Below are 22,868 nucleotides of genomic sequence, written 5' to 3' on the forward strand. Positions count from 1 at the left end.
TTTCGACGTGGGCAACCTACGTAAGCGTAACCGAACAGTCTGAGAAGGCGGTGTGCGAAAAACAGACCTACAGTTCCAGTGTGCAATCGCCCGCAGCAGCGGAAATGCACGTCTGGACGCGGTCGCCCTCACTGTGTTCCTTACCGGAACGAAGGTCGATCACATGCCCTGCCGTCAACGGGACAACGCACGTCTGGCAGATACCCATCCGGCAGCCGAACGGCATCTGAACGCCGACGTTCTCACCGGCTTCGAGCAGGCTGGTCGCGCCGTCGACGGTGGTCTTCTTGTCCGATTTGGAGAAGGTGACGGTGCCACCTGCACCGGAGGTGTCGGCGCGCGAGATCTCGAACCGCTCCAGGTGAAGCCGGTCCTCGATCCCCTCGCGTTTCCAAGTCTTCTCGATCTCTTCGAGCAGAGCTGCAGGCCCGCACGCCCAGGTGTCACGCGTGCGCCAGTCGGGATAGAGCTCGTCGAGCGAGGCGAGTGCGAACTTGCCGTCCGACCGCGTCAGTTGCACGTGCGAGGTGAAGTTGGGATGAGACTTCTCCAGCGCGGCGATCTCGGCGGCGAACATGACTTCGTCCTCGGTGGGTGCCGAGTGGATGTGCACGGTGTCGGGCATGTCGCCGTGCCGATCCAAAGCCCGCAGCATCGAGATGATCGGGGTGATGCCGCTGCCTGCCGTGACGAACAAGATCTTGTTCGGCGGCGGCACGGGCAGCGCGAAATTGCCTTTCGGGGCGGCCAGCCGAACGATGGTTCCCTGCGGGACACCGCCGACCAGGTGTGACGAGAGGAAGCCTTCCGGCATCGCCTTGACGGTGATGGAGATCAGCTTGTCCTCCCAGTTCGGCGGAGAGGTCAGCGAGTAGGACCGCCAGTGCCAACGCCCGCCGAGGTGCAACCCGATCCCGATGTACTGGCCGGGCCGGTAATCGAAGTTGAAGCCCCAACCCGGCTGGATCACCAGGGTCACCGCCGTCGCGGTTTCCTTCTCCACTCGCACGATGCGACCGCGGAGTTCGCGTGCGGACCAGAGAGGATTCGCCAGATGCAGGTAGTCATCGGGCAACAAGGGAGTGGTGATGCGGGTGAAAGCACCACGCACCATGTTCAGTCTCGGACGCTTGGGGGCCGATACTCCGGCCGCCGGAGCCTCCAGCCACTTCTTCAGATCCATCGGGTGTTCCATCCCCTCGATCGAGATACTGAACCGCTTGCGGTCATCGAGGTTACGCTACCGTAGGTTCGGGTCAGGGAACATCTGCGCCGATGTGAATCGTGCCCGAGCGAACACGGCCGAGTCACAGCAGTTCGAGCAGAAACGACAACTCTTGCGGGGCGTACCACGCGAGCGTGTGATCCTCGGCGTCGCCGAGCACGAACTCCGCGTCCACGTCACCCATGTCCGCGGCATCGACGGCAGCGACGGCCTTGGCCACCGCCGATTCGGCCCCTTCGAGATCGACGTGGACCGACGCGACCTGATCCATCCGCAACGGTTCCGTCAGCCGGACGACGGCATCGTCGAGATCGGGGCGCAGAGTGGGATCGTCCACATCGGCCGCGATCACCGCCCGCCGGTACACCACCCCTTCGGCGACCGTACCGGTATCGCTCTCGTCGTCGACGGCGGCGGCGATCAGTCGCAGAGAGGCCCGCGCGGCCTCCCCCATCGCCACCTCGGCAAGCTCCTCGTCGTCGCCGGACGAGTACGCCTCACGCAGCGTCGGTGTCACCGCGAAGGCCGTGCGCGAGACCGGGCTGAACTCGCCCTCTGCCGACAACACTTTCAAGAACTCCAGCGTCGCCGGAACGTAGACACGCATTGCAGAAGACCTCACACTCTCGATTCGTTGCTGGCATCGACCAACTCTTCCAATGCCTCGTGCAGAAGCGCCGTGACGACGTCCACGTCGGGCATGGCACCTCGATCGGCATTGAGCCCGAAGAACACGTAGCCGTCGTAGGACGTCAACCCGATGCTCATCGCCTGGTTCTCGAACAGCGGCGACACCGGATACATCTCGAGCATGCGCGCACCACCCACGTACAGCGGGAACTGGGGTCCTGGCGCGTTGGTGACGATCAGATTGAACACCCGCTGAGAGAGCCTGCTGCCCGCCCGCGCGCCCATCGCGTGCAGGCTCGCAGGCGCGAACCCGGAGATGCGCATCAGTGTCTGTGCGGTGACTCCGCGACTCTGCTTGGCATGCGCCTCGGTGGCGTGCGCAATGTGCGAGAGCCGCACCACGGCATTCGATTCACCGACGGGCAGGTCCACCAGAAACGACGAGACCTCGCTGCGATCGTCCTCGGCCGGCTCGACCGGCCGCTCGGCCGCATCTCCGAAACCGACCCGATCGGCCGAGACGTACACCGACATGGGCACCATGGCCCGCACCGTCGAGGAGGCCGTGACGGGCTCTCCCCGAGAGAGCAGCCAATTGCGCAGTGCCCCGGTGACGACAGCGAGCACCACGTCGTTGATCGAGCAGTCGAACCTGTTGTGGATTCTCCGGTAGTCGGCGAGCTCGGTCTTGGCCACCGCGAATCTGCGGTTTCGCGAGATCGGGGCGTTCAGCGGACTCGACGGCGCGCTCTGGGTCGCGGTGCGCAGAACCGCCGCGACCTTCGCTGCGGCACGCACTGCCTCGCCCGCGACACCGGCAGCCCCGCGGACCGCACCGCGCAGAGCCTCGACGCTCTCCCCAGGACGTACCACCAACTCGGTCAGAGCATCGATGACCAACGCCGAGTCCTTGGGCTCGCGCGCAGGCATCCAGAGTTCCTCGGCCATCGGCGGCGGATTCTTGCTCGCATCCAGAATGACCTGACCGATGTCGAGTGCGTGTTCGCCGTCGACCAAGGCCGAGTGTGACTTGGTGAAGATCGCGAAGCGATTCTTCGACAGGCCCTCGACCAGATACATCTCCCACAGCGGCCGAGTGCGATCGAGTGGGCGCGAGGTCAGTCGCGCGATCAGATCGTGCAACTGATCGTCGGAACCAGGCTTCGGGAGCGCCGACCGGCGAATGTGGTACGTGATGTCGAAATCCGCGTCGTCGACCCACACCGGCCTGGCCAGACCGAAGGCGACCTCACGCACCTTCTGCCGATACCGGGGAACCAAGGCCAATCGTTGTTCGACCAACGACAGCAGTCGGTCGTAGCTGAATCCGCTGCGCGGAGTCCGAAAGATGGCGAGCGACCCGAGGTGCATGGGGCTGCTACTGGCCTCGAGAAAGTAGAACGACGCATCCTGCGCTGTCAGCCTGGTCGCCATCGCGTGTTCCAGTCCCCGTCCTCGCGTGAAGTACGCGCCGATTCCTGTGGCCGAGCGCGCAGTGTGCTCGAACATAGAGTACGTGGCGGGCCGATGTCGGTCTCGGGGTCGGTCGTGGACCGTATCGCGGGCCGATCCGGGGTACCGACGGGAACCGAACGCGCTCTCGGACCGTCAATGACGGTGTGAGCGTCATCGAATCGAACGACCCGCCGGACATCTCCGACACCTCGGCCCCCGGCCCCCGAGTCCGCGCCGAACATCATTGCTTTCTCTCGCGTGCCGCTCCGTTCGAACCGCCGCTCTGCACCGGTGCCGTACACACGTGGGATCCGGCGTCGGCCACCGAACCGCCGCCGGCTCTGCACCGACCTTCCGTGCGCAGCAACCGTTCTCGACCGCGCGTCGAGCCCTACGGCCGGCCACCGGTACCCGCCGATGCACGGTCGAGTGCCGACCGCGCCATGCGCATGATGATCGAGGTCATCGATCGACGACGCAGCGCAGACCAGCTGTCACCGTTGTTCACCGCCTCGATGGTCGACCTGGTGCGGACCATCGTGCGGAACCCGCCGCCCGGCAGACGACTCGGATTCGCTGCCGTGCGTCGAGTACACGTGGCGTATCGATCGGACGTCTCCGCGGAGATCTTCGGCTCTTACACCCGCGGTCCACGCACGTTCGCCTTCGCCGGCCGAATCGAGCTGGCGATCGACCCGCGCCGGCCCGGGTGGACGGTCACCTCGCTACGAGTGGGGTGACGGTCGCCTCGCCCGGAGGCGACGCGACCGTCGTGGACTATCTCTTGCGCTTGGAGCGAGCTGCCTTCTTGGGTGCCTTGCTCTGAGTCCTCGCGGCTTCGCGACGCTCGCGGCGGGTGCCTTCGGCGGCGGACTCGCTGCCGGACGGGGACGGACCGGAACGGCGAACCGCAGTGCCACCGCCCTCGGCCGGACCGGAGAAGGTCAGTCTCTGCTCGTCCTGGTCGTCGAGACCCTTCGCCCGCAGAGCCGAGGGCACTGCGGGAGCGGCGGGTGCCGGAGCAGTGGGTGCCGGAGCCGTCGGTGCGGGTGCCGTCGGTGCCGGTGCTGCGGCGGGTGTCGGTGCCGGTCGGCCGGAGCCCACCGGCGAGGACAGTCCTGGAGCCACGGCGAGACCTGCCGAGGCCGCGGGCCCCGCCGGAGCCGGTGTCGCCTCGACCTGAAGGTTGAACAGGAAGCCGACCGACTCCTCCTTCAGGCCGTCGAGCATGCCCTGGAACATGTCGTAGCCCTCGCGCTGGTATTCGACCAGCGGGTCACGCTGCGCCATCGCACGCAGGCCGATGCCTTCCTTGAGGTAGTCCATCTCGTAGAGGTGCTCGCGCCACTTGCGATCGAGTACCGACAGCAGCACTCGACGCTCGAGTTCACGCATGCCGTTCTCGCCGGCGATTCCGTCGATCTCGGCCTCGCGGGTGGCGTAGGCCGATCGCGCGTCCTCGAGCAGCGCCTCACGCAATTCGTCGCGGCTCAGGTCGTCCTTCTCGCCGTCCTCGTTCTCGCCGACGAGCACCTTGTGGTCGATTCCCACCGGATAGAGAGTCTTCAGTGCGGTCCAGAGCTGCTCGAGATCCCAGTCCTCGACGTAGCCCTCGGCCGTCGCACCGTCGACGTAGGCGGTGATCACGTCGGTGATCATGCCCTCGACCTGGCCCTCCATGTCGGCACCTTCGAGGATCCGGCGACGCTCCTCGTAGATGACGGTGCGCTGTTGGTTCATCACCTCGTCGTACTTGAGAACGTTCTTGCGGATCTCGAAGTTCTGCTGCTCGACCTGCGTCTGAGCGCTCTTGATGGCCTTGGACACCATCTTGGCTTCGATCGGGACGTCGTCGGGCAGGTTGAGCCGGGTCATGATCGATTCGAGTGCACCACCGTTGAATCGACGCATCAGTTCGTCGCCGAGCGAGAGGTAGAAACGCGATTCACCCGGATCACCCTGACGACCGGAGCGGCCTCGAAGCTGGTTGTCGATCCGGCGCGAGTCGTGTCGCTCGGTACCGAGGACGTACAGCCCACCGGCCTCGCGCACGGTATCGGCATCGGCCTTGACCTGCGCCTTGACCTCTTCGAGCGCAGGCTCCCACGCGGCCTCGTACTCTTCCGGGGTCTCGACCGGGTCCAGACCCTGCTTCCTCAGTTTCAGGTCGGCGAGAATGTCCGGATTGCCACCGAGCACGACGTCGGTGCCGCGGCCGGCCATGTTGGTCGCGACGGTCACCGCGCCCTGCCTGCCCGCCTCGGCGATGATCGTCGCTTCCTGCTCGTGGAACTTCGCGTTCAGCACGTTGTGCGCCACGCCGCGCTTGGTGAACTGCTTCGACAGGTACTCCGAGCGCTCGACGCTCGTGGTGCCGATGAGGACCGGCTGGCCCTTCTCGTGCCGCTCGACGACGTCGTCGACGACGGCGTCGAACTTCGCTTCTTCCGTCTTGTAGATCAGATCGCCGTTGTCCACGCGGACCATCGGACGGTTCGTCGGAATCGGAATGACGCCGAGACCGTAGATCTGGTGCAGTTCCGCGGCCTCGGTCTCGGCGGTACCCGTCATGCCCGAGAGCTTGTCGTAGAGACGGAAGTAGTTCTGCAGGGTGATGGTGGCCAGCGTCTGGTTCTCGGCCTTGATCTCCACCTTCTCCTTGGCTTCGATCGCCTGGTGCATGCCCTCGTTGTAGCGGCGTCCCACCAGGATGCGGCCGGTGAACTCGTCGACGATGATGACCTCACCGTCGCGGACGATGTAGTCCTTGTCCTTGGTGTAGAGCTCTTTGGCCTTGATCGCGTTGTTGAGGTAGTTCACCAGCGGGGAGTTGGCGGCCTCGTACAGGTTGTCGATGCCGAGCTGATCCTCGACCAGTTCGACGCCCGCCTCGTGGACACCGATGGTCCGCTTGCGGATGTCGACCTCGTAGTGGGTGTCGACCTTGAGCATCGGCGCGATACGGGCGAATTCTCCGTACCACTTGCTCGACGCGTCGGCGGGTCCGGAGATGATCAGCGGCGTGCGGGCCTCGTCGATGAGGATCGAGTCGACCTCGTCGACGACGGCGAAGTTGTGACCGCGCTGCACGAGGTCGTCGAGCGAGTGCGTCATGTTGTCGCGCAGGTAGTCGAAACCGAACTCGTTGTTGGTGCCGTAGGTGATGTCCGCGGCGTATGCGGCACGGCGTTCCACCGGGGTCATGCCGGAGAGAATCACGTCGACCGAGAGACCGAGGAAGCGGTGTACGCGGCCCATCCACTCCGAGTCGCGCTTGGCGAGGTAGTCGTTGACCGTCACCACGTGCACACCGTCGCCGGAGATGGCGTTGAGGTAAGCGGGCAGAACACAGGTCAGGGTCTTGCCCTCACCGGTCTTCATCTCGGCGATGTTGCCGAAGTGCAGGGCGGCTCCACCCATGACCTGAACGTCGAAGTGTCGCTGCGACAGCACCCGCCAGGACGCCTCGCGGGCCACGGCGAAGGCCTCGGGCAGGAGCTGATCCAGGGTCTCGCCGGCGGAGTACCTCTCCTTGAACTCCGCGGTCTTGCCGCGCAGTTCGTCGTCGGAGAGGCTCTCGACGTCCGGAGACAGGGTCGAGACGTGGTCGGCGATGCTCTTGAGCCGCTTGACCATGCGACCTTCACCGACACGGAGCAGCTTGGAAAACGACAGCGACGGCACGGGCTTTCTCGTCCTCGATCCTCGGTTCACGGGTACTGGTACGAACAACACTGCATACTGCACGAGCTCACGGGTTCGTCACCACGACTTCTGCGTGACGGGTAACCCGAACGCGTCCATGGTAGGCGGTGTCGCTGCGAACCCGGCAGCCCGACTGTCGGTCGTCGGAGATCGTCGATCGACCATTCGGACAACACCGACACAGCACTGCAGGCTCGACGTGGGGATCGAGTCTCCGGTGTCGAGCCTGCAGCGGTGAAAAGATTTCACGGACGGCGAACGAGTCGCGCCGCCTCGAGCGGTCCGGTCAGGTGAGTCTGATCAAGCCGTAATCGAAGGCGTGCCGTCGGTACACGACCGAGGGACGATCGGTTGCGCTGTCGTGGAACAGGAAGAAATCGTGACCGACGAGTTCCATCTCGTACAGTGCGTCGTCGACGCTCATCGGTGCAGCCGAGTGGATCTTGGTTCGCACGATGTGCCCGGGACCGCTCTGGTCGTCCTCGAACGAGTCGAGTTTGATCTCGGGATCGAGAGCCAGCGTGTCGTCCTCGGCGAGTTCGGCAGTGGCCTCGGCGACGGACACGGGTCTCTTCTCGCCGTAGTGGACCTTGCGACGGTCCTTGGTGCGCCGGAGTCTGCTCTCGAGTTTCGACGTCACCGCTTCGAGTGCGGCATAGAAACTGTCGGCACACGCTTCGGCTCGAACGACCGGGCCCTTGCCCTTCGCGGTGATCTCCACGCGTTGACATGCCTTGGCCTGGCGGCGATTTCGTTCGTGCTGCAGTTCGACGTCGAACAGGTAGATGGAGGGATCGAAGCGCTCGAGGCGAGCCAATTTCTCGGAGACGTATATCCGGAAATGATCCGGTATCTCGACGTTGCGGCCCTTGACCACAACGTCCGCATTGCTCTTGGCCGGTTCTTCCGAGGGCTTCTCGTCGAAGAAAACCGAGGCTTGTGAAGGGGTCGTCACGCGTACCTCCCGATATCGGCCACGCCCACTGTTGGACGTGGCAAGTGTGCATGCCGAATGGGGAACCTTCCGGCATCTCGAGTCCGGGGCATCACCTCACATCCGGTCCAGTTGGGGCGTGTCCGCGACGTTAGTCGGTCATCGACTCGTGTGCCACCGTTCACCCCGAATTGGTTGTCGGCGTGTCCCTCCACCTCACCGTCACGCACTGGCCACCACCAGCGCGCCGGCCACCGGGACCCCGAAATCGGTTAGTACTCTTGCCGATTCGGCCAAGGTCGCGCCGGTGGTGACGACGTCGTCGACGAGCAGAACGGTGAAGTCCGCCGACTCCGTCCCACGTGGGCCGGTTCGCGGGCGAGTCACCCCGACGGCCTCGATCCGGCCCGCCACGTTGTGCTGCCGTTGCCCGGCCGACAGTCCGACCGAGTCGCGGACCGCGCCGCTCATGCGGAGCACCTCGGGAACGAGCACTCGCTCCGGTGCCAACTGTTCGGCAGCGATCCGAGCGCATCGCAGAACGGGATCACCCCCGCGAACGCGCGCCGCCCGAGCCCGAGAGGGCGCGCAGATCAGAATCAGCGAACCGAGCTCGGGAGGATCGATCTCACCTGCGTCACGCAGATGTCCCACGGCCCCGGCGAGCGCTCGCCCGAAGGGCCGGGCCACCGACCGTCGACCTCGCTCCTTCAAGGCGATCACACCACTGCGACGCGGCCCGGTGTACGTACCGAGGGACCAGCACGGCACGCCGGGATCGACTCGTGGACGAACGGCGATGGGCGGGACGAACAGGGCCAGGGAACACCCCGGGCACCAGTGCTCCCCCGGCACACCGCACCCGGCACACTCGAGAGGCAGAATCAGATCGAGGAGCGATCGCATGGACGGGGAGTCTGCCCGGGCCCACCGACAGACGTCTGCGGCCCCGTCAGCCGGGCAGAATCGGCACCGCTTCGACTCCGGTCAATCCGGTGACCTCGCGCCAGTACCTGTCGCCGACCGGATCGGTGTTGTTGAGCGCGAACACGGCCCGCGCGTCGGCCACGTACTCCGTTTCCGGTGAGGCGTCCACTGCCAACACCGGAGTGGTCAGGTTGCGTGAGGGCAGCGGATCCATCCGGGATCCGTCGACGGTCACCTCGACCACCGGTGTATCGGTGGCGACCCGTGCGATCACGATCGTGTCGCCCGTACTCCAGTCCAGACTCGTGGCGTCACTACCGAGTCCGATGGCCACGGCCCTCGGCTCGGTCAGGGAGTACACGCCCGAGGGCTCGCGCACCACCGTCGCCACGTACACGACGCCGTCGACGATGAGCGCCGCTCGCACCCCGTCGCGGGCCAGTCGCAGTTCGGTGATCCGATTGCCGAGTGTCGTGACGGCGGTGGCCTCGACCGGGATCACCGACACCTGACCGGTGGATGGATCGCGGGCGGCCCGGATGACGTTGGTGCCGTCGATCACCGCCCACGCCGCGTTGTCGTCGGCTCCCCAGGTGGGACGCGTGATCGATTGCCCCTCGGCCACGGGGAACGCGCCACCGTCGTAGCTACCGACCATGAGCGTGCTCGACGGCGCAGGGGCGGGCCGTCCGGTGTCCGCGACACCTGCCACGAGGGTGCCGTCGTTCGACAGCGCCACCGAACGCAGGTTGCGGGCCTGCCCGAAGTACCCGGGAGCGGGGGTGGTCTCCGCCTCGTCGACGCGGAGCAATGTGCCGGAGGCGAGTGCGTGCAGCCCGATGCTGTCGTCGGTACCGCCCAGCGGATCGAACGCGTCGACGCCCGCGGTCGTCCACCCGTCGGGCTTGGTCGTGTCGATGGGTTGACCGTCGGCGAGCAACACGTACGGCCCTGCCACCTCCGCCGAGGCGAGAGTCCAGATCACTTGAGCGGCAAGCAGTTCGCGATCGCGGTCACCCTTGTTCTGCAGGCCACCGAAGTCGATCTTGATGCCGCCGAGTCCCACCCCCACCTGCGAGGTCTGGCCGTCTGCCTTGGTGATGGGCCCGCGAATACTCACATCGTCGGACAGTTCGTTGCTCACCGCGGCCGCCAGCGCCGACTTGGGGCCGTCGATGAGCAGCTGCACGAGCTGGTTGGCGAGCTGGTCCTGCGATCCGCTGGTCCACCGCACGTCGGGCACGAGTACGCCACCGAGCGGATCCACGAAGTAGAGCGATCGCTGCTGATAGGTGTTCAGAAATGCGGATCGATCGATGACGACGCCCGGCGGCAGTTTCGAGATCCGCCACTGACCGTCCACTCGGGCCATCTCGATCGCGGCGTCGACCGTGTCCGAGCCGGCCTGGTACTCGCCGCCGGAGGCCAGCATTCCCGCCGTCGTCGAGCGGATGGTGAACTGCGCGGTGTCCGCAGTTCGTGGACCGGACAGGGTGTCGATCCGGTCCGCTACGACCGTCCGTGCGCCGTCGTCCCACGTTCCCGACGCCTCCTCGGTGAGAAACTGCCGGGCGGCCTGATGCCTGTTGGCCGAGACCGCGCTGGCCTCGAAGAAGTCGTCGAGCAGGCGATCGGGCTCGCGTCCCGGCTCGGGGGCCGGGGCGCTGGTCGGCACGGCACCGGCGGTCAAGGTGCCGATGGCCTGAGGGCTGGACGACTCAGGCAGGCTGGCGCAGCCGCCGACGAGGGCGACGACGAGCGCGCACATCGCCAGCACCCGGGTGCTGCGACGACACGAGAAGATCACGTCGCGGGCTCCGACGCGGATGTCTTGGGTGCGGTGATCGCGGGAATCGGTTGTCCTTGTGCGAATTTCCTGGTGCTGGGTTTGAGGGGCAGTGGGGATCCGATCACCTTGTGCCCGCGCACGAGCGGCAGGGTGAGTCGGAAACATGCGCCTTCGCCCACTGCTCCCCACGCTTCGAGCTTACCGTCGTGCAGGCGGGCGTCCTCGACGCTGATGGCCAGCCCCAGGCCGGTGCCGCCGGAACGTCGAACGCGGGAGGGATCCGAGCGCCAGAACCGGTTGAACACCAGCTTCTCTTCGCCCGGTCGCAGCCCGACTCCCTGATCGCGCACCACGAATGCTGCCGCGTCGGCGTCCGAGCGCAGCCGCAGCAGGACCGGCTTGCCCTCGCCGTGGTCGAGTGCGTTCGCCAGCAGATTGCGCAGGATTCGTTCCACCCGTCGGGGGTCGACCTCGGCGATCACTGCGGTCTCGGGCATGTCGACGATCACTTCGGTGCCGGTCTCGCGGGCCAGATGCCGCACGGTCGACACCGCCGCTCGGGCGCACATGCGCAGGTCGAGCTGTTCGGCGGCCAGTTCGGCCACGCCCGCGTCGTGGCGGCTGATCTCGAGCAGGTCACCGAGCAGGGTCTCGAACCGATCGAGCTCGTTGACCAGCAACTCCGACGATCGCTTGAGTGCAGGCTCCAGGTCGTCGCTGGCGTCGTGAATGAGGTCTGCGGCCATCCGAACGGTGGTCAGCGGGGTGCGTAGTTCGTGGCTGACGTCGGAGGTGAATCGGCGCTGGAGATTACCGAATTCCTCGAGCTGGGTGATCTGTTTGGACAGGCTCTCGGCCATCTCGTTGAACGACATCGCGAGTCTGGCCATGTCGTCCTCGCCGCGGACCGGCATGCGTTCCTTGAGCCTGCCGTCGGCGAATCGCACCGCGATCCTGGACGCCGAACGAATGGGCAGAACCACCTGCCGCGCGACGAGCATCGCGATCGCCGCGAGCAGAACCAGGAGCACCACCGCGCCGATGAACAGCGTGCCGCGAACGAGCGAGAGCGTGCGATCCTCGCTGGCCAGCGGAAAGATGAGGTAGAGCTGCAGGGCCGAGATGTCGGATCCGGTGGGCGATCCCATGATCAGCGCCGATCCGGAATACCCGCCGTCGCTGTCGGTCACCGTGGCGTACTGCGAACTGATCAGGCCCTTCTTGACGAAGTCGCGCAGACTGTTCGGGATCTGATCGACCGGACCGACGGACGCCTCCGCTCGGGTGGCATCGCCCTCCACGATCAGGACCGGATCGAACGATCCCGCCGACCCGGTGGTCGACGCCGCGTCCAGATCCTGGTTGGTCAGTGCCGCCCTGGCCCGTTCGAGTCGTGTCGCGAGCCCGCTCGAATCGTCGGCTCCGGCGAGGTTGCCCTCGACGGTGGTCCGCGAACGGTCGAGCTCCTCGGTCGCGGCGGACAACTTGGCTTCGAGCAGTCGATCGGTGATCTGGCTGGTCAACACCACACCGAGGATGAGAATGACCACCAGGGACAGCGTGAGCGTCGACACGACGACGCGCAGCTGCAGAGACCGTCGCCAGGCATGGCCGAGCGACGTACTCAGCGAACGAAACCAACGCAGTACCGGTGAGAATTTGCCGTTGATCCGCCGCCGAGAATGGGAGAAACGGATCACGGCGGTCCGGCCTTGTAGCCGACCCCCCTCACGGTCAACACCACCTCGGGGTTCTCCGGGTCCTTCTCCACCTTGGCGCGCAGACGCTGCACGTGCACGTTGACCAGTCGGGTGTCGGCCGCGTGGCGGTAACCCCAGACCTGTTCGAGCAACACCTCTCGAGTGAACACCTGGCGAGGTTTGCGGGCAAGCGCCACGAGCAGGTCGAACTCGAGGGGCGTCAGGGAGACGAGTTCGTCGCCGCGACTGACCTTGTGGGCCGGCACGTCGATGACGATGTCTGCGATGGACAGCAGTTCGGCGGGTTCGTCCTCGGTCCGACGCAGGCGCGCACGCACCCGAGCGACCAGTTCCTTCGGCTTGAAGGGCTTCATGATGTAGTCGTCCGCACCGGACTCGAGACCCAGGACGACGTCGACGGTGTCGGTCTTGGCCGTCAGCATGACGATCGGCACGCCCGAATCGGCACGAAGGACGCGGCAGACGTCGATGCCGTTCATTCCGGGAAGCATCAGGTCGAGCAACACCAGGTCCGGCCGATTCTCGCGTACGGCAGCCAGAGCTTGGGTGCCGTCGCCGACCACGAAGGGCTCGAATCCCTCACCGCGCAACACGATGGTGAGCATCTCCGCCAGAGCCGAATCGTCGTCCACAACCAGAATCCGAGGCTTCATGGTCCTATGGTGTCACTTTCCGAACCCCTGATGGCTGATTGAACATGTCGGCGGCGAGTCGATCGGGGTCGACGTCGGCGGTGACGACCCGCCACGGCGACACCCAGTGCGATGCAGCGAGGGTGCTGTACGCAGCCGAGGTTCGGCTCTGCAGTGAGCTGTCGCGCTCGTAGGAATCCCGGGTGCGAGCGGCGTCCGCACTCTCCCGGGCCGCAGCACGCTCGGCGGCCAGCGCCACCGGGACGTCGAGGAGAATCTGGACATCGGGAACGGGCACCGCGAATCGGTCGAACTCGAGCGACCTGATCCATTCGACGGCCTCGCCGTCGGCGGACTGCTCGAGCCGAGCGGCGGTGTAGGCGGCGTTGGATGCCACGTACCGATCGAGAAGAACGATGTCTTTGTCCGAGAGCAACTTTCGGATCTCGTCGCCCGCGTCCCGGCGATCGAGAGCGAACAACAGGGCCATCGCGTGCACACTGCCTGCGGTGTCGCCGTGTTCGCCGTGCAACGCCTCCGCAGCCAGATCGGCGTGGATCGATCGGTGGTACCGGGGAAACCCGATGCGCTCGACCGACAGGCCGTCACGTTCCCACGCCGAAACGAGCCGACGGGCGAGCGTGTTCTTGCCCGCTCCGTCGACTCCTTCGATGACGAACAGTTTTCCCACTACCGGACCTGGCCCCGTCGGTCAGTAGCGGTAGTGCTCGGGCTTGTACGGGCCCTCGACGTCGACGCCGATGTACTCGGCCTGCTCCTTGGTGAGCTTGGTGATCGAACCACCGAGCGCTTCGACGTGGATGCGGGCGACCTTCTCGTCGAGGTGCTTGGGCAGGCGGTAGACCTCGTTGTCGTACTCGTCCGGCTTGGTCCACAGTTCGATCTGAGCGATGACCTGGTTGGAGAAGCTGTTGCTCATGACGAACGACGGGTGTCCCGTGGCGTTGCCGAGATTGAGCAAGCGGCCCTCGGACAGGACGATGATCGAGTGCCCGTCCTTGAACTGGTACTCGTCGACCTGCGGCTTGATGTTGATCCGCGTGACATCGGGAGCCTTCTCCAGCCCGGCCATGTCGATCTCGTTGTCGAAGTGGCCGATGTTGCCCAGGATCGCCTGGTGCTTCATCTTGCGCATGTGCTCGAACGTGATGATCGACAGGTTGCCCGTCGAGGTGATCACGATGTCGGCCTGCTCGATGAATTCCTCGACCGTGCGCACGTCGAAGCCGTCCATCAGCGCCTGCAGCGCGTTGATCGGATCGGCCTCGGTGACGGTCACACGCGCACCCTGGCCCTTGAGCGCCTCGGCGCAGCCCTTGCCCACGTCACCGTAGCCGCAGACCAGCACGGCCTTGCCGCCGATCAGGACGTCGGTGCCGCGGTTGATGCCGTCGATCAGCGAATGCCGGGTGCCGTACTTGTTGTCGAACTTGCTCTTGGTGACGGAGTCGTTGACGTTGATGGCCGGGAACGTGAGCTCTCCGGCGGCCGCGAACTGGTAGAGCCGCAGCACGCCGGTCGTGGTCTCTTCGGTGACACCCTGAACTGACTCGGCGACCTCGGTCCACTTGGACTTCGATGCCTCGAGCGAGCGACGAAGCAGGCCGAGGAACACCTTGTACTCGTCCGAATCGTGATCGTCGTCGGTCGGCGGTACGACGCCTGCCTTCTCGAACTGCGCGCCGCGCAGTACCAGCATCGTGGCGTCGCCACCGTCGTCGAGAATCATGTTGGCGGGCTGCTCGGGCCAGGTGAGCATCTGCTCGGCCGCCCACCAGTACTCTTCGAGGCTTTCACCCTTCCAGGCGAACACCGGGACGCCCTTGGGCTCCTCGACGGTGCCGTAGGGCCCGACGACGACGGCCGCTGCCGCGTGGTCCTGGGTGGAGAAGATGTTGCACGACGCCCACCGAACTTCGGCACCGAGTGCAACCAGGGTCTCGATCAGCACGGCTGTCTGCACGGTCATGTGCAGCGATCCCGAGACTCGCGCTCCCTTGAGCGGCTGCACGTCTGCGTATTCGCGGCGCAGCGCGATCAAGCCGGGCATCTCGTGCTCGGCGAGTCGGATTTCCTTGCGGCCGAATTCCGCGAGCGACAGGTCTGCGACCTTGAAGTCGATTCCACCGCGGCGATCCACGGTGAGTGCCGATCCTGACGTAACTGAGGTCGTCATCTTGCCTCTCCTGTTGACTGAGTATCTGTTCCCAGGCTATCGGGTCCGCGCGGCGGCACCACCGGCTGCCCGAGCGAGCAGGAGTGGAACCGGCGAATCGACCGACCGTCGAGAACCCGCTCTACCCGTTTCGTCCGGCTCGCGCCAGGATTCGAGCCCGTTTTCGGGGCAGGATGTTCGCGCGGGCGATATCTCCCTGGTAGTGCGCCGATACCCGCGGATCCATCACCCGACGCCACAGCGGCGGAATTGCGGCGAGGATCACCATCGACGCGTAGCCGGCGGGCAACTGCGGGGCCTCGTCGCAGGAGAGCAGGGTCTGATATCGCTTGCCCGGATTGGCATGGTGGTCGCTGTGCCGCTGCAGGTGGTACAGAAATATGTTGGTGCAGATTCTGTCGCTGTTCCAGCTGTGGCGGGGCGAGCACCGAACGTATTTCCCGCGATCGTTCGTTTCGCGGAGCAGGGCGTAGTGCTCCACGTAGTTCACCATCTCGAGCAGGACGAATCCGACGACGGCCTGCACCAGAAGATACGGCGCGATGGACCAGCCGAACACGATCAGCAACGAACCGAACAGCACGACACTGAGCAGCCACGTGTGCAGCAGCGCGTTGGAAGGGCTGGCGACCGAGCGGCCCTTGCGCCGGAGTCGTTGCGCCTCGAGTTTCCAGGCGGAGGCAAGGCCGCGGATCGTGCTGCGCGGCACGAAGGTCCACACACTCTCGCCCAGTCGTGCGCTCGCAGGATCCTCCGGCGTCGCCACCCGGACGTGGTGACCGCGATTGTGTTCGACGAAGAAGTGTCCGTACAGCGTCTGGGACAGGGCGACCTTGGCCAACCAGCGCTCGTGCTGCTCGATGCGATGGCCCAGCTCGTGAGCGGCGTTGATGCCCGTGCCTGCCACCAGGCCCACCGTGACCGCGAGGCCGATCTTGTCCACCACGCTCAGATCGCCGTAGGCCCACATCCAGCAGGCGACGAAGAGTCCGACGAACTGCACGGGCAGAAACAGATACGTACACCATCGGTAGTACCGATCGTTCTGCAATTTTTCGCTGGCCGACGCATCCGGATTGTGTCCGTCCTCGCCCGCGATCAGATCGATCACCGGAATGATCACGAAGAACACCAGCACGCCGCTCCACCAGAAGAGCGGCATGCCCGTCCAGTAGACCAACTGCGACGGCAGTAGCGCCGACGCCGGGGCCAACAGCCCCAGCATCCACAGATAACGTTTGTTGTCCTGCCAGCGAACCGACCGTTCACTGGCCTTCGAATCCCGCCCCCCGAAAGCGACACCCGAATCCTCCGTAGAAGTGATTCGGCCGTCCACACTCACTGTTGCAACACCCTCTCATCGAACTTTTTGAGTCCTCCAAGTCTGTTTTCGAGGGTATAACATTCCCGCGGTCTGATGTGACGCTATCTAAATTCGCCGCACAATCGCTGGTCAGCGGTCATGAACGCCCAGCGCTGTCACTGCACGGGTCAGCGCTCGGGCTTCTCGGTCCTGGACTTGCCTGCTTCTCGCAGCCCCATCACCGAGTGACGCCTGCCGTACAGGACGTAGATCACGACGCCTGCGGCCATCCAGACCAGGAACCGCAACCACGTCTCCACCGACAGGTTGAGCATCAGCCACAAGCAGGCCAGGACGGCGAGAATCGGCACCAAGGGAACCCACGGCACCCGGAAGCCACGCTCGAGGTCGGGTCGAGTCCGGCGCAGAACCAGCACACCCGCGGACACCAGCACGAACGCGAACAGCGTGCCGATGTTCACCATCTCCTCCAGCGTTCCCAGCGGAACGAAGGCAGCGAGGAGACCGACGATGACACCCACCAGAATCGTCGTCCGAACCGGCGTGCCCTTGCTTCCGGTGTGTGCCAGTCCCCGCGGCACCAGTCCGTCGCGCGACATCGCGAAGAGCACTCGGGTCTGCCCCAACATCAACACCATCACCACGGTCGTCAGACCGGCGAGGGCACCGAACGAGATGATGTTCTTGGCCCAGGTCAACCCGTTCAGCTCGAACGCCGTCGCCAGCGTGGAGCTGTCGCCGGCCAGATCGGTGTACTTGACCATTCCGGTCAGCACCAACGTGACGGCCACGTAGAGCACGGTCACGATCGCGAGCGATCCGAGAATCCCGCGCGGCAGTGCCTTCTGGGGTTCCCTGGTCTCCTCCGCGGTCGTGGCGACCACGTCGAAACCGATGAACGCGAAGAACACCAGTGACGCCGCAGCCAACAGTCCGTACCAACCGAAGGTGCTGCCGCCGGCACCGGTGACGAACGAGAACAGCGACTGGTGCAGCCCCTCACCGGTCGACGCAGGCTCCGACGGCGGAATGTAGGGATCGTAGTTGGCGACCTTGATGTAGAACGCGCCGACGACCACGACGAAGAGAACGACGATGACCTTCACCGCGGTGATCACCAGCGACACCCGTGAGGACAACTTGGTACCCGACGCGATCAGCACCGTCAGGACCACCACGATCAGCAGTGCGCCCCAGTCGAAATTCAGAGAACCGATCTCGAGCACCGGAGCGGACGTACCGAGCAGATCGCCCAGATAGAGCGACCATGCCTTCGCCACCACGGCGGCTGCGAGGCCGAACTCGAGGATCAGATCCCATCCGATGATCCATGCGATGAACTCGCCGAACGCCGCGTACGAGAACGTGTACGCACTTCCCGCCACGGGCACCGTCGACGCGAACTCCGCGTAGCACAGCGCCGCGAGGCCACAGGCGATCGCCGCGAGCACGAAGGCCAACGACACAGCCGGTCCCGCAACGTTTCCTGCGGTCCGCGCGGTCAGGGTGAAGATGCCGGCACCGACGGCGACGGCGACGCCGAACACGGTCAGATCCCAGGATCCGAGTTCTTTCCGAAGTTTCGTGTCCGGCTCGTCGGTGTCCTCGATCGACTGCTCGATCGATTTGGTCCGGAACCAACCCGTCGTACGTGGGGTCTTCGCGGGCCGGTCTGCTCTGGTCATCGGGTCTCCGTATCGCCACTTCACATCTACCGACGGATCACCGAACTCATCCGTCACTACGATTCACTGTGGCATCAGACTATTGCCTACGGGCACGCCATCGGACCGATCTCACGGTTCGAATCGGCAGACGCTCCGTGAACGCGCGATCTACAGGCGGCCAACGGAGGCCACGAACACCTCGGCCTCGCCCGAATCGGCGGTCACGGTGACGGATTCGTCTGCAGCGGGTATCCATGCCGAGCTGCCCTGGGGCACGGTCAGCTCGAACTGTCGGTCTGCGGTAGCGGCGACGACGGTGCCACTCGTGCACAACAGAATTCTCGGGCCGGAGCCGGGAACGGCGACCGTCTCCCCCGCCGCAACCGCAGTCCGACTCAGCGCGAATTCCGGTGCAGGCGTCGGATACAGATAGGTCGGTCGATCGTCGACACCCGGAGTGATGGGCGAGATGTCGGCAGGCTCGAAATCGAGCACCCGCAACAGTTCCGGGACGTCGACGTGTTTGGGGGTCAGTCCGCCGCGGAGCACGTTGTCGGAGTTCGCCATGATCTCGACCCCGGTGCCGCGCAGGTACGCGTGCAGATTTCCGGCGTCGAGGTACAGACCCTGGCCGGGAGTCAGGTTCACCCGATTGAGCAGCAGCGCCGCGAGCACTCCGGCGTCACCGGGATACGACTCCCCGAGCTCGAGCAGAGTTCTGGCCTCGGCGGCGAATCGTCCACCGTCCGTGCGTGCGGGACCGGAGAGATAGTCGATGCATCCTTGGGCGACGGCAGGCAACATGTCGTCGAGTGCCTGCCCGGGCAGCGTGATCCACGAGGTGAACACGGTGCGCAGCCCCGAGGCATCGGGCTGGGCGGCCAGCAGAGTTCGATACCCGCTCAGGGCGGGGACGGCCAACGCGTCGAGCAGTTCGACGGTCTCGGTCGGACGCCGGAAGCCTGCCAACGCCTCGAATTCCGTGAGCGCGACGATCAGTTCGGGCTTGTGGTTCGGATCCCGGTAGTTGCGTACCGGAGAGTCGATCGGGACACCCGCGGCGTTCTCGCGTGCAAAGCCTTCACGTGCCTGAGCACTGCTGGGATGCGCCTGCAGAGACAAGGGCTCTTCCGCGGCAAGCAGTTTCAGCAGGTACGGCAGGCGTGACTCGTACTGCTGCGCGGAGCCACCGAGATGAGTACCCGGATCGTCGTCGATCAGCGTGAGCAGCGGGGTGCTGCCGCCCTCGTGCACCACATGCGCGGAGTCGGCCGGATGAGCGCCGAGCCAGATTTCTGCCTCGGGATGATCGGACGGCACCGGGCGTCCCTGAATTCGAGCCAGAGCGGTTCGCGAACCCCATGCGTAGGACCGAACCGCGCCTCGCAAGAGCTGCACTAGCTACCGCCCATCAACAGCAGATACGCGGCAGTGGTGTCCAACCGCGTGGCCAACACGGACATCGTGTCGAGCACCGAGAGTCTATCCGGATCCCGCACCGGTGGGGGGCCGTCGAATTCGGAACGTGCGTGCTCGCCACCGAACAGCGCCTCGCTGGAATCGGCGAGTAACATTTCCGACTCCGGTACACCTGCGATTCGTCGTTCGGTCATCGCACGATCGACGTCCGAGGCCACCACGACGACGCGCATCGGCAGCGCAGGCGGTGGTCCGTCGAGCTGCTCGTCGTGAAAGAACGAGTCGAATGTCTGTGATGTGCCGGATGATTCGACGACGGACGCCCGAATGGATGCGGCAATGACGTCACCCAATTCCCCCGCACCGACGACGACACCCGCCACGCGCAGCAGCACCTCGCTGCCGTGCCGAGCGACCTCGACCGCGGCAGGACTGCCCCCGGTCAGCACGACGCGTCGACCGTTCAACCCACTGGCGAGGGCCTTGGCCGGATTGTGGAACATCTCGTTGGACGGGCTGTTCCTCACCGCCTCCGCGTCGAGCAGGTCAGCAAGACGAGACAAATTGGGCAGCAACGTCTTCCACGATCCGCCGGCAACCGCACCGAGTACCGCGACGAACGCCGCGAGGTAACGCATCAGTGCGTTGTGGTCACGAACCGCGATTCGCGGCGGCAACCACATGACCCTGGCTCCCCGGACGGCACGCAGCGGCCCCTCCTCGGGGGCAACCACCACGACCTCTGCGCCACGCCGGGATGCCGCGTCGACCGACTCTGCCAGCCGCGGATCCCCTGCGTCGTCGCCTGCCACCACCACCACGTCGAGTGGGCCGATCCACGGCGGGGTACCGGTGCTTCGCACGAGGGGGACGCCGAGGCGGTCACCGAGCGCAGCGACCAGCAGTGACGCTGCCCGACTGCTCCGCCCGTCGCCGGTCACGATCACCACGCTCCGGGGACGCAGATCGGCCAGCCGGGCGAGGACCGACTCGTCGACCGCGGTCGCGACGGCACGAACCTGAGCGCCCGCCAGCGCTGCGCTGCGCAAGGAGCCCTCGCGATCGGCTGCGATGAGAGCATCCGAATCGTCGAGATCGACCAGAGACGACACTGCCGTCATGGCTGCGACACCTCCCCTTACCTCACCCGCTCGAAACGTCTGCATACCCACTCACGGGCCCTCGGTAACCACTATTCCAGTCCGGCGCGAACGATGCTCAAGATCTCCGTCGAAAGTGCGTCGACTTCTTCGCGGGTCCGCGCTTCCACATTGAGTCGAAGCAGGGGTTCGGTGTTGGATGCCCGCAGGTTGAACCAGCCGCCGTCGGCCAACTCGACCGTCACGCCGTCGAGGCGGTCGATTCCGGCGGTCCGATCGGCGAACGCCGCGAGCACGGCCTCGGTCCGTTCGGCTGCGTCACCGACCGTCGAGTTGATCTCTCCCGACGCGCTGTAGGTCTCGTAGGTGGACATCATCTCCGACAAGGGGCGATCCTGTGCACCGAAAGCCGCGAGAACGTGCAGCGCAGCGAGCATGCCCGAGTCCGCTCCCCAGAAATCACGGAAGTAGTAGTGCGCCGAGTGCTCGCCACCGAAAACGGCTCCGGTGTCGGCCATCTGCTGCTTGATGAAAGAGTGGCCGACGCGGGTGCGGACCGGCGTGCCACCGAGCTTCTCGACCAGCTCAGGTACCGCACGGGAGGTGATCAGATTGTGGATGACGACCGCGCCCGGCTCCTTGGCCAGCTCGCGCTCGGCCACCAGGCAGGTCACCGCCGACGGTGACACCGGGTCGCCCTTCTCGTCGACGACGAAGCACCGATCGGCGTCGCCGTCGAAGGCAAGGCCGATCTCGGAGCCGGTCTCGACGACGAATCGCTGCAGGTCCACCAGGTTCGCCGGGTCGAGTGGATTGGCCTCATGATTGGGAAAGCTGCCGTCGAGTTCGAAGAACAACGGTTCGATCGTCACCGGCAGCGGCGCGAACACGGCGGGCACGGTGTGCCCGCCCATGCCGTTGCCTGCATCCACCGCGATCTTCATGGCGCGAATCCCCGACAGATCGACCAGTTCGCGCAGGAACTGCGCGTACTCGGTCAGCACGTCACGAGACGTCACGGTCCCGGCGGGGCCGTCGAACTCCGGTACCCCGTCCACCAATTCGGCCTTCACCGTGGCCAGACCGGTGTCCTGGCCCACGGGCTTCGCACCGGCGCGGCAGAGCTTGATCCCGTTGTACTTCGCCGGGTTGTGGCTGGCGGTGAACATCGCTCCCGGGCATTCGAGCAGGCCCGAGGCAAAGTAGAGCTGATCGGTCGACGCCAGGCCGATGTGCACGACGTCGAGCCCCTGAGCGGTGACGCCGTCGGCGAACGCACGAGAGAGTGCGGGCGACGAATCACGCATGTCGTGCCCGATGACCACCGAACGCGCGGCCCCCGCCTCGTCACGAACCAATCGAGCGAACGACGCACCGACGTCGCGCACGAACGCCTCGTCGATCTGCTCACCCACGACGCCTCGGACGTCGTAGGCCTTGATGACGGCGTTCACGGATTCTGCGGTTCGGGCCACGAAGATTCTCCTGGTGATCGTTGTCGACGACGCCGCACATCGGCGTCGGAAATCGAGCGTCGGTAGCGGTGCGATCCACACCAAGTATCGGCTGAACCTTGCGGTCCGTTTCTGTCCTGCTCCCCGAACCTTGCCAGACGGCAGACGGACCGGCCAGTCGGACCGACGGACGCCACACTCGGTGTCCTCGGGCGGCTCAGGACGTGGGGTCGGGAAGAACTCGGAGGTGGCCGCGCCTGCCCGTTCGGACGGCCGGAGCGGATCGGCGTTCGGTCTCGGACGGCCGGGAGATCGAGCGATCGGAGCTCTCGCGATCCTCGGATCGGACGCGATCGCCGCGACCCGCTTCGCGTACGGCTTCGGCGAGGGCCGTCAGATCGTCCTCGTCGGGGCTCGACGTCGAGTAGCCGCCTTCGTAGCGCACCAGTTCCCAGCCCTTGGGAGCGGTGGTGGTCGACGCGTGCACCTCGCACAGATCCCAGGAATGCGGTTCGTCGACTGTGGCCAGCGGTCCGACGACCGCGGTGGAATCGGAGTAGACGTATGTGAGCGTCGCAACGGCAGAACGGTTGCAACCAGGCCTGCAGCAGCCACGCAGTGATCTCACGAGTGCAGAGTATCCGGTGGGTGCAACCGACCGAACGACCGACACACCGGACGAGCGCGAT

The 22,868-nt window shown here is 65.5% G+C and carries 18 protein-coding genes; 1 reads left to right on the forward strand and 17 read right to left on the reverse strand.

Going from position 1 to position 22,868, the window contains the following annotated elements:
• Window positions 1–67 precede the first annotated feature (67 nt).
• The 3 genes from CH306_RS24785 to CH306_RS24795 all read right to left on the reverse strand — a co-directional run bounded on the left by CH306_RS24785 (window position 68) and on the right by CH306_RS24795 (window position 3,289).
• The gene (locus CH306_RS24785) at window positions 68–1,183 is read right to left on the reverse strand and encodes a ferredoxin reductase (protein ID WP_032398293.1); all 1,116 of its coding nucleotides are present in this window, start codon (window positions 1,181–1,183) and stop codon (window positions 68–70) included.
• A 124-nt stretch (window positions 1,184–1,307) separates the two neighbouring features.
• Complete coding sequence (locus CH306_RS24790; RefSeq protein WP_094648148.1) at window positions 1,308–1,832, reverse strand: DUF6912 family protein; 525 nt, start codon at window positions 1,830–1,832, stop codon at window positions 1,308–1,310.
• 11 nt (window positions 1,833–1,843) lie between these two features.
• Window positions 1,844–3,289, reverse strand: coding sequence for a WS/DGAT/MGAT family O-acyltransferase (locus tag CH306_RS24795; RefSeq protein ID WP_094632545.1), 1,446 nt, complete (start codon window positions 3,287–3,289; stop codon window positions 1,844–1,846).
• Between the two features lie 185 nt (window positions 3,290–3,474).
• Here CH306_RS24795 and CH306_RS24800 point away from each other — a divergent pair, with 185 nt between their 5' ends.
• Complete coding sequence (locus tag CH306_RS24800; protein ID WP_094648149.1) at window positions 3,475–4,050, forward strand: Rv3235 family protein; 576 nt, start codon at window positions 3,475–3,477, stop codon at window positions 4,048–4,050.
• Window positions 4,051–4,087: 37 nt separating this feature from the next.
• On the opposite strand, the gene secA is transcribed toward CH306_RS24800, so the two are convergent.
• The 14 genes from secA to CH306_RS24870 form a co-directional block, all read right to left on the reverse strand.
• A complete protein-coding gene (gene secA, locus CH306_RS24805) occupies window positions 4,088–6,994 on the reverse strand; it encodes a preprotein translocase subunit SecA (RefSeq protein WP_094648150.1) in 2,907 nt (968 codons plus the stop codon).
• Window positions 6,995–7,301: 307 nt separating this feature from the next.
• A complete protein-coding gene (gene hpf / locus CH306_RS24810) occupies window positions 7,302–7,970 on the reverse strand; it encodes a ribosome hibernation-promoting factor, HPF/YfiA family (protein ID WP_032397665.1) in 669 nt (222 codons plus the stop codon).
• A 201-nt stretch (window positions 7,971–8,171) separates the two neighbouring features.
• On the reverse strand, window positions 8,172–8,855 hold the full coding sequence (locus CH306_RS24815; protein WP_094648151.1) for a ComF family protein: 684 nt from the start codon (window positions 8,853–8,855) through the stop codon (window positions 8,172–8,174).
• A 46-nt stretch (window positions 8,856–8,901) separates the two neighbouring features.
• Complete coding sequence (gene lpqB / locus CH306_RS24820; protein WP_052050429.1) at window positions 8,902–10,644, reverse strand: MtrAB system accessory lipoprotein LpqB; 1,743 nt, start codon at window positions 10,642–10,644, stop codon at window positions 8,902–8,904.
• Window positions 10,645–10,679: 35 nt separating this feature from the next.
• Complete coding sequence (mtrB, locus tag CH306_RS24825; protein WP_032397663.1) at window positions 10,680–12,365, reverse strand: MtrAB system histidine kinase MtrB; 1,686 nt, start codon at window positions 12,363–12,365, stop codon at window positions 10,680–10,682.
• Entirely contained in the window at window positions 12,362–13,039 is a 678-nt protein-coding gene (gene mtrA, locus CH306_RS24830) for an MtrAB system response regulator MtrA (RefSeq protein WP_027496508.1), read from the reverse strand. The genes mtrB and mtrA overlap by 4 nt, the downstream gene beginning before the upstream one ends.
• Window positions 13,040–13,043: 4 nt before the next feature.
• Window positions 13,044–13,709 carry a dTMP kinase gene (locus tag CH306_RS24835; protein WP_045195774.1) on the reverse strand — a complete coding sequence of 222 codons (666 nt, stop codon included), beginning with the start codon at window positions 13,707–13,709 and terminating at the stop codon, window positions 13,044–13,046.
• A gap of 21 nt (window positions 13,710–13,730) precedes the next feature.
• On the reverse strand, window positions 13,731–15,215 hold the full coding sequence (gene ahcY / locus CH306_RS24840) for an adenosylhomocysteinase (RefSeq protein WP_032397661.1): 1,485 nt from the start codon (window positions 15,213–15,215) through the stop codon (window positions 13,731–13,733).
• A gap of 121 nt (window positions 15,216–15,336) precedes the next feature.
• Window positions 15,337–16,440 (reverse strand): alkane 1-monooxygenase, encoded by a 1,104-nt coding sequence (locus CH306_RS24845; protein WP_045199982.1) that lies wholly within the window; start codon window positions 16,438–16,440, stop codon window positions 15,337–15,339.
• Between the two features lie 266 nt (window positions 16,441–16,706).
• On the reverse strand, window positions 16,707–18,224 hold the full coding sequence (locus CH306_RS24850) for an amino acid permease (protein ID WP_032398289.1): 1,518 nt from the start codon (window positions 18,222–18,224) through the stop codon (window positions 16,707–16,709).
• 150 nt (window positions 18,225–18,374) lie between these two features.
• On the reverse strand, window positions 18,375–19,604 hold the full coding sequence (gene manA, locus CH306_RS24855) for a mannose-6-phosphate isomerase, class I (protein ID WP_082322644.1): 1,230 nt from the start codon (window positions 19,602–19,604) through the stop codon (window positions 18,375–18,377).
• Window positions 19,604–20,746, reverse strand: coding sequence for a hypothetical protein (locus CH306_RS24860; RefSeq protein ID WP_032397659.1), 1,143 nt, complete (start codon window positions 20,744–20,746; stop codon window positions 19,604–19,606). The genes manA and CH306_RS24860 overlap by 1 nt, the downstream gene beginning before the upstream one ends.
• Window positions 20,747–20,817: 71 nt before the next feature.
• Window positions 20,818–22,200, reverse strand: a complete 1,383-nt coding sequence (locus tag CH306_RS24865; RefSeq protein ID WP_094648198.1) for a phosphomannomutase/phosphoglucomutase — start codon at window positions 22,198–22,200, stop codon at window positions 20,818–20,820.
• Window positions 22,201–22,396: 196 nt separating this feature from the next.
• Entirely contained in the window at window positions 22,397–22,807 is a 411-nt protein-coding gene (locus CH306_RS24870) for a DUF3499 domain-containing protein (RefSeq protein ID WP_176459173.1), read from the reverse strand.
• Window positions 22,808–22,868: the final 61 nt, after the last annotated feature.

This window comes from Rhodococcus sp. 15-725-2-2b (genome assembly GCF_002259075.1).
Lineage (GTDB): Bacteria > Actinomycetota > Actinomycetes > Mycobacteriales > Mycobacteriaceae > Rhodococcoides.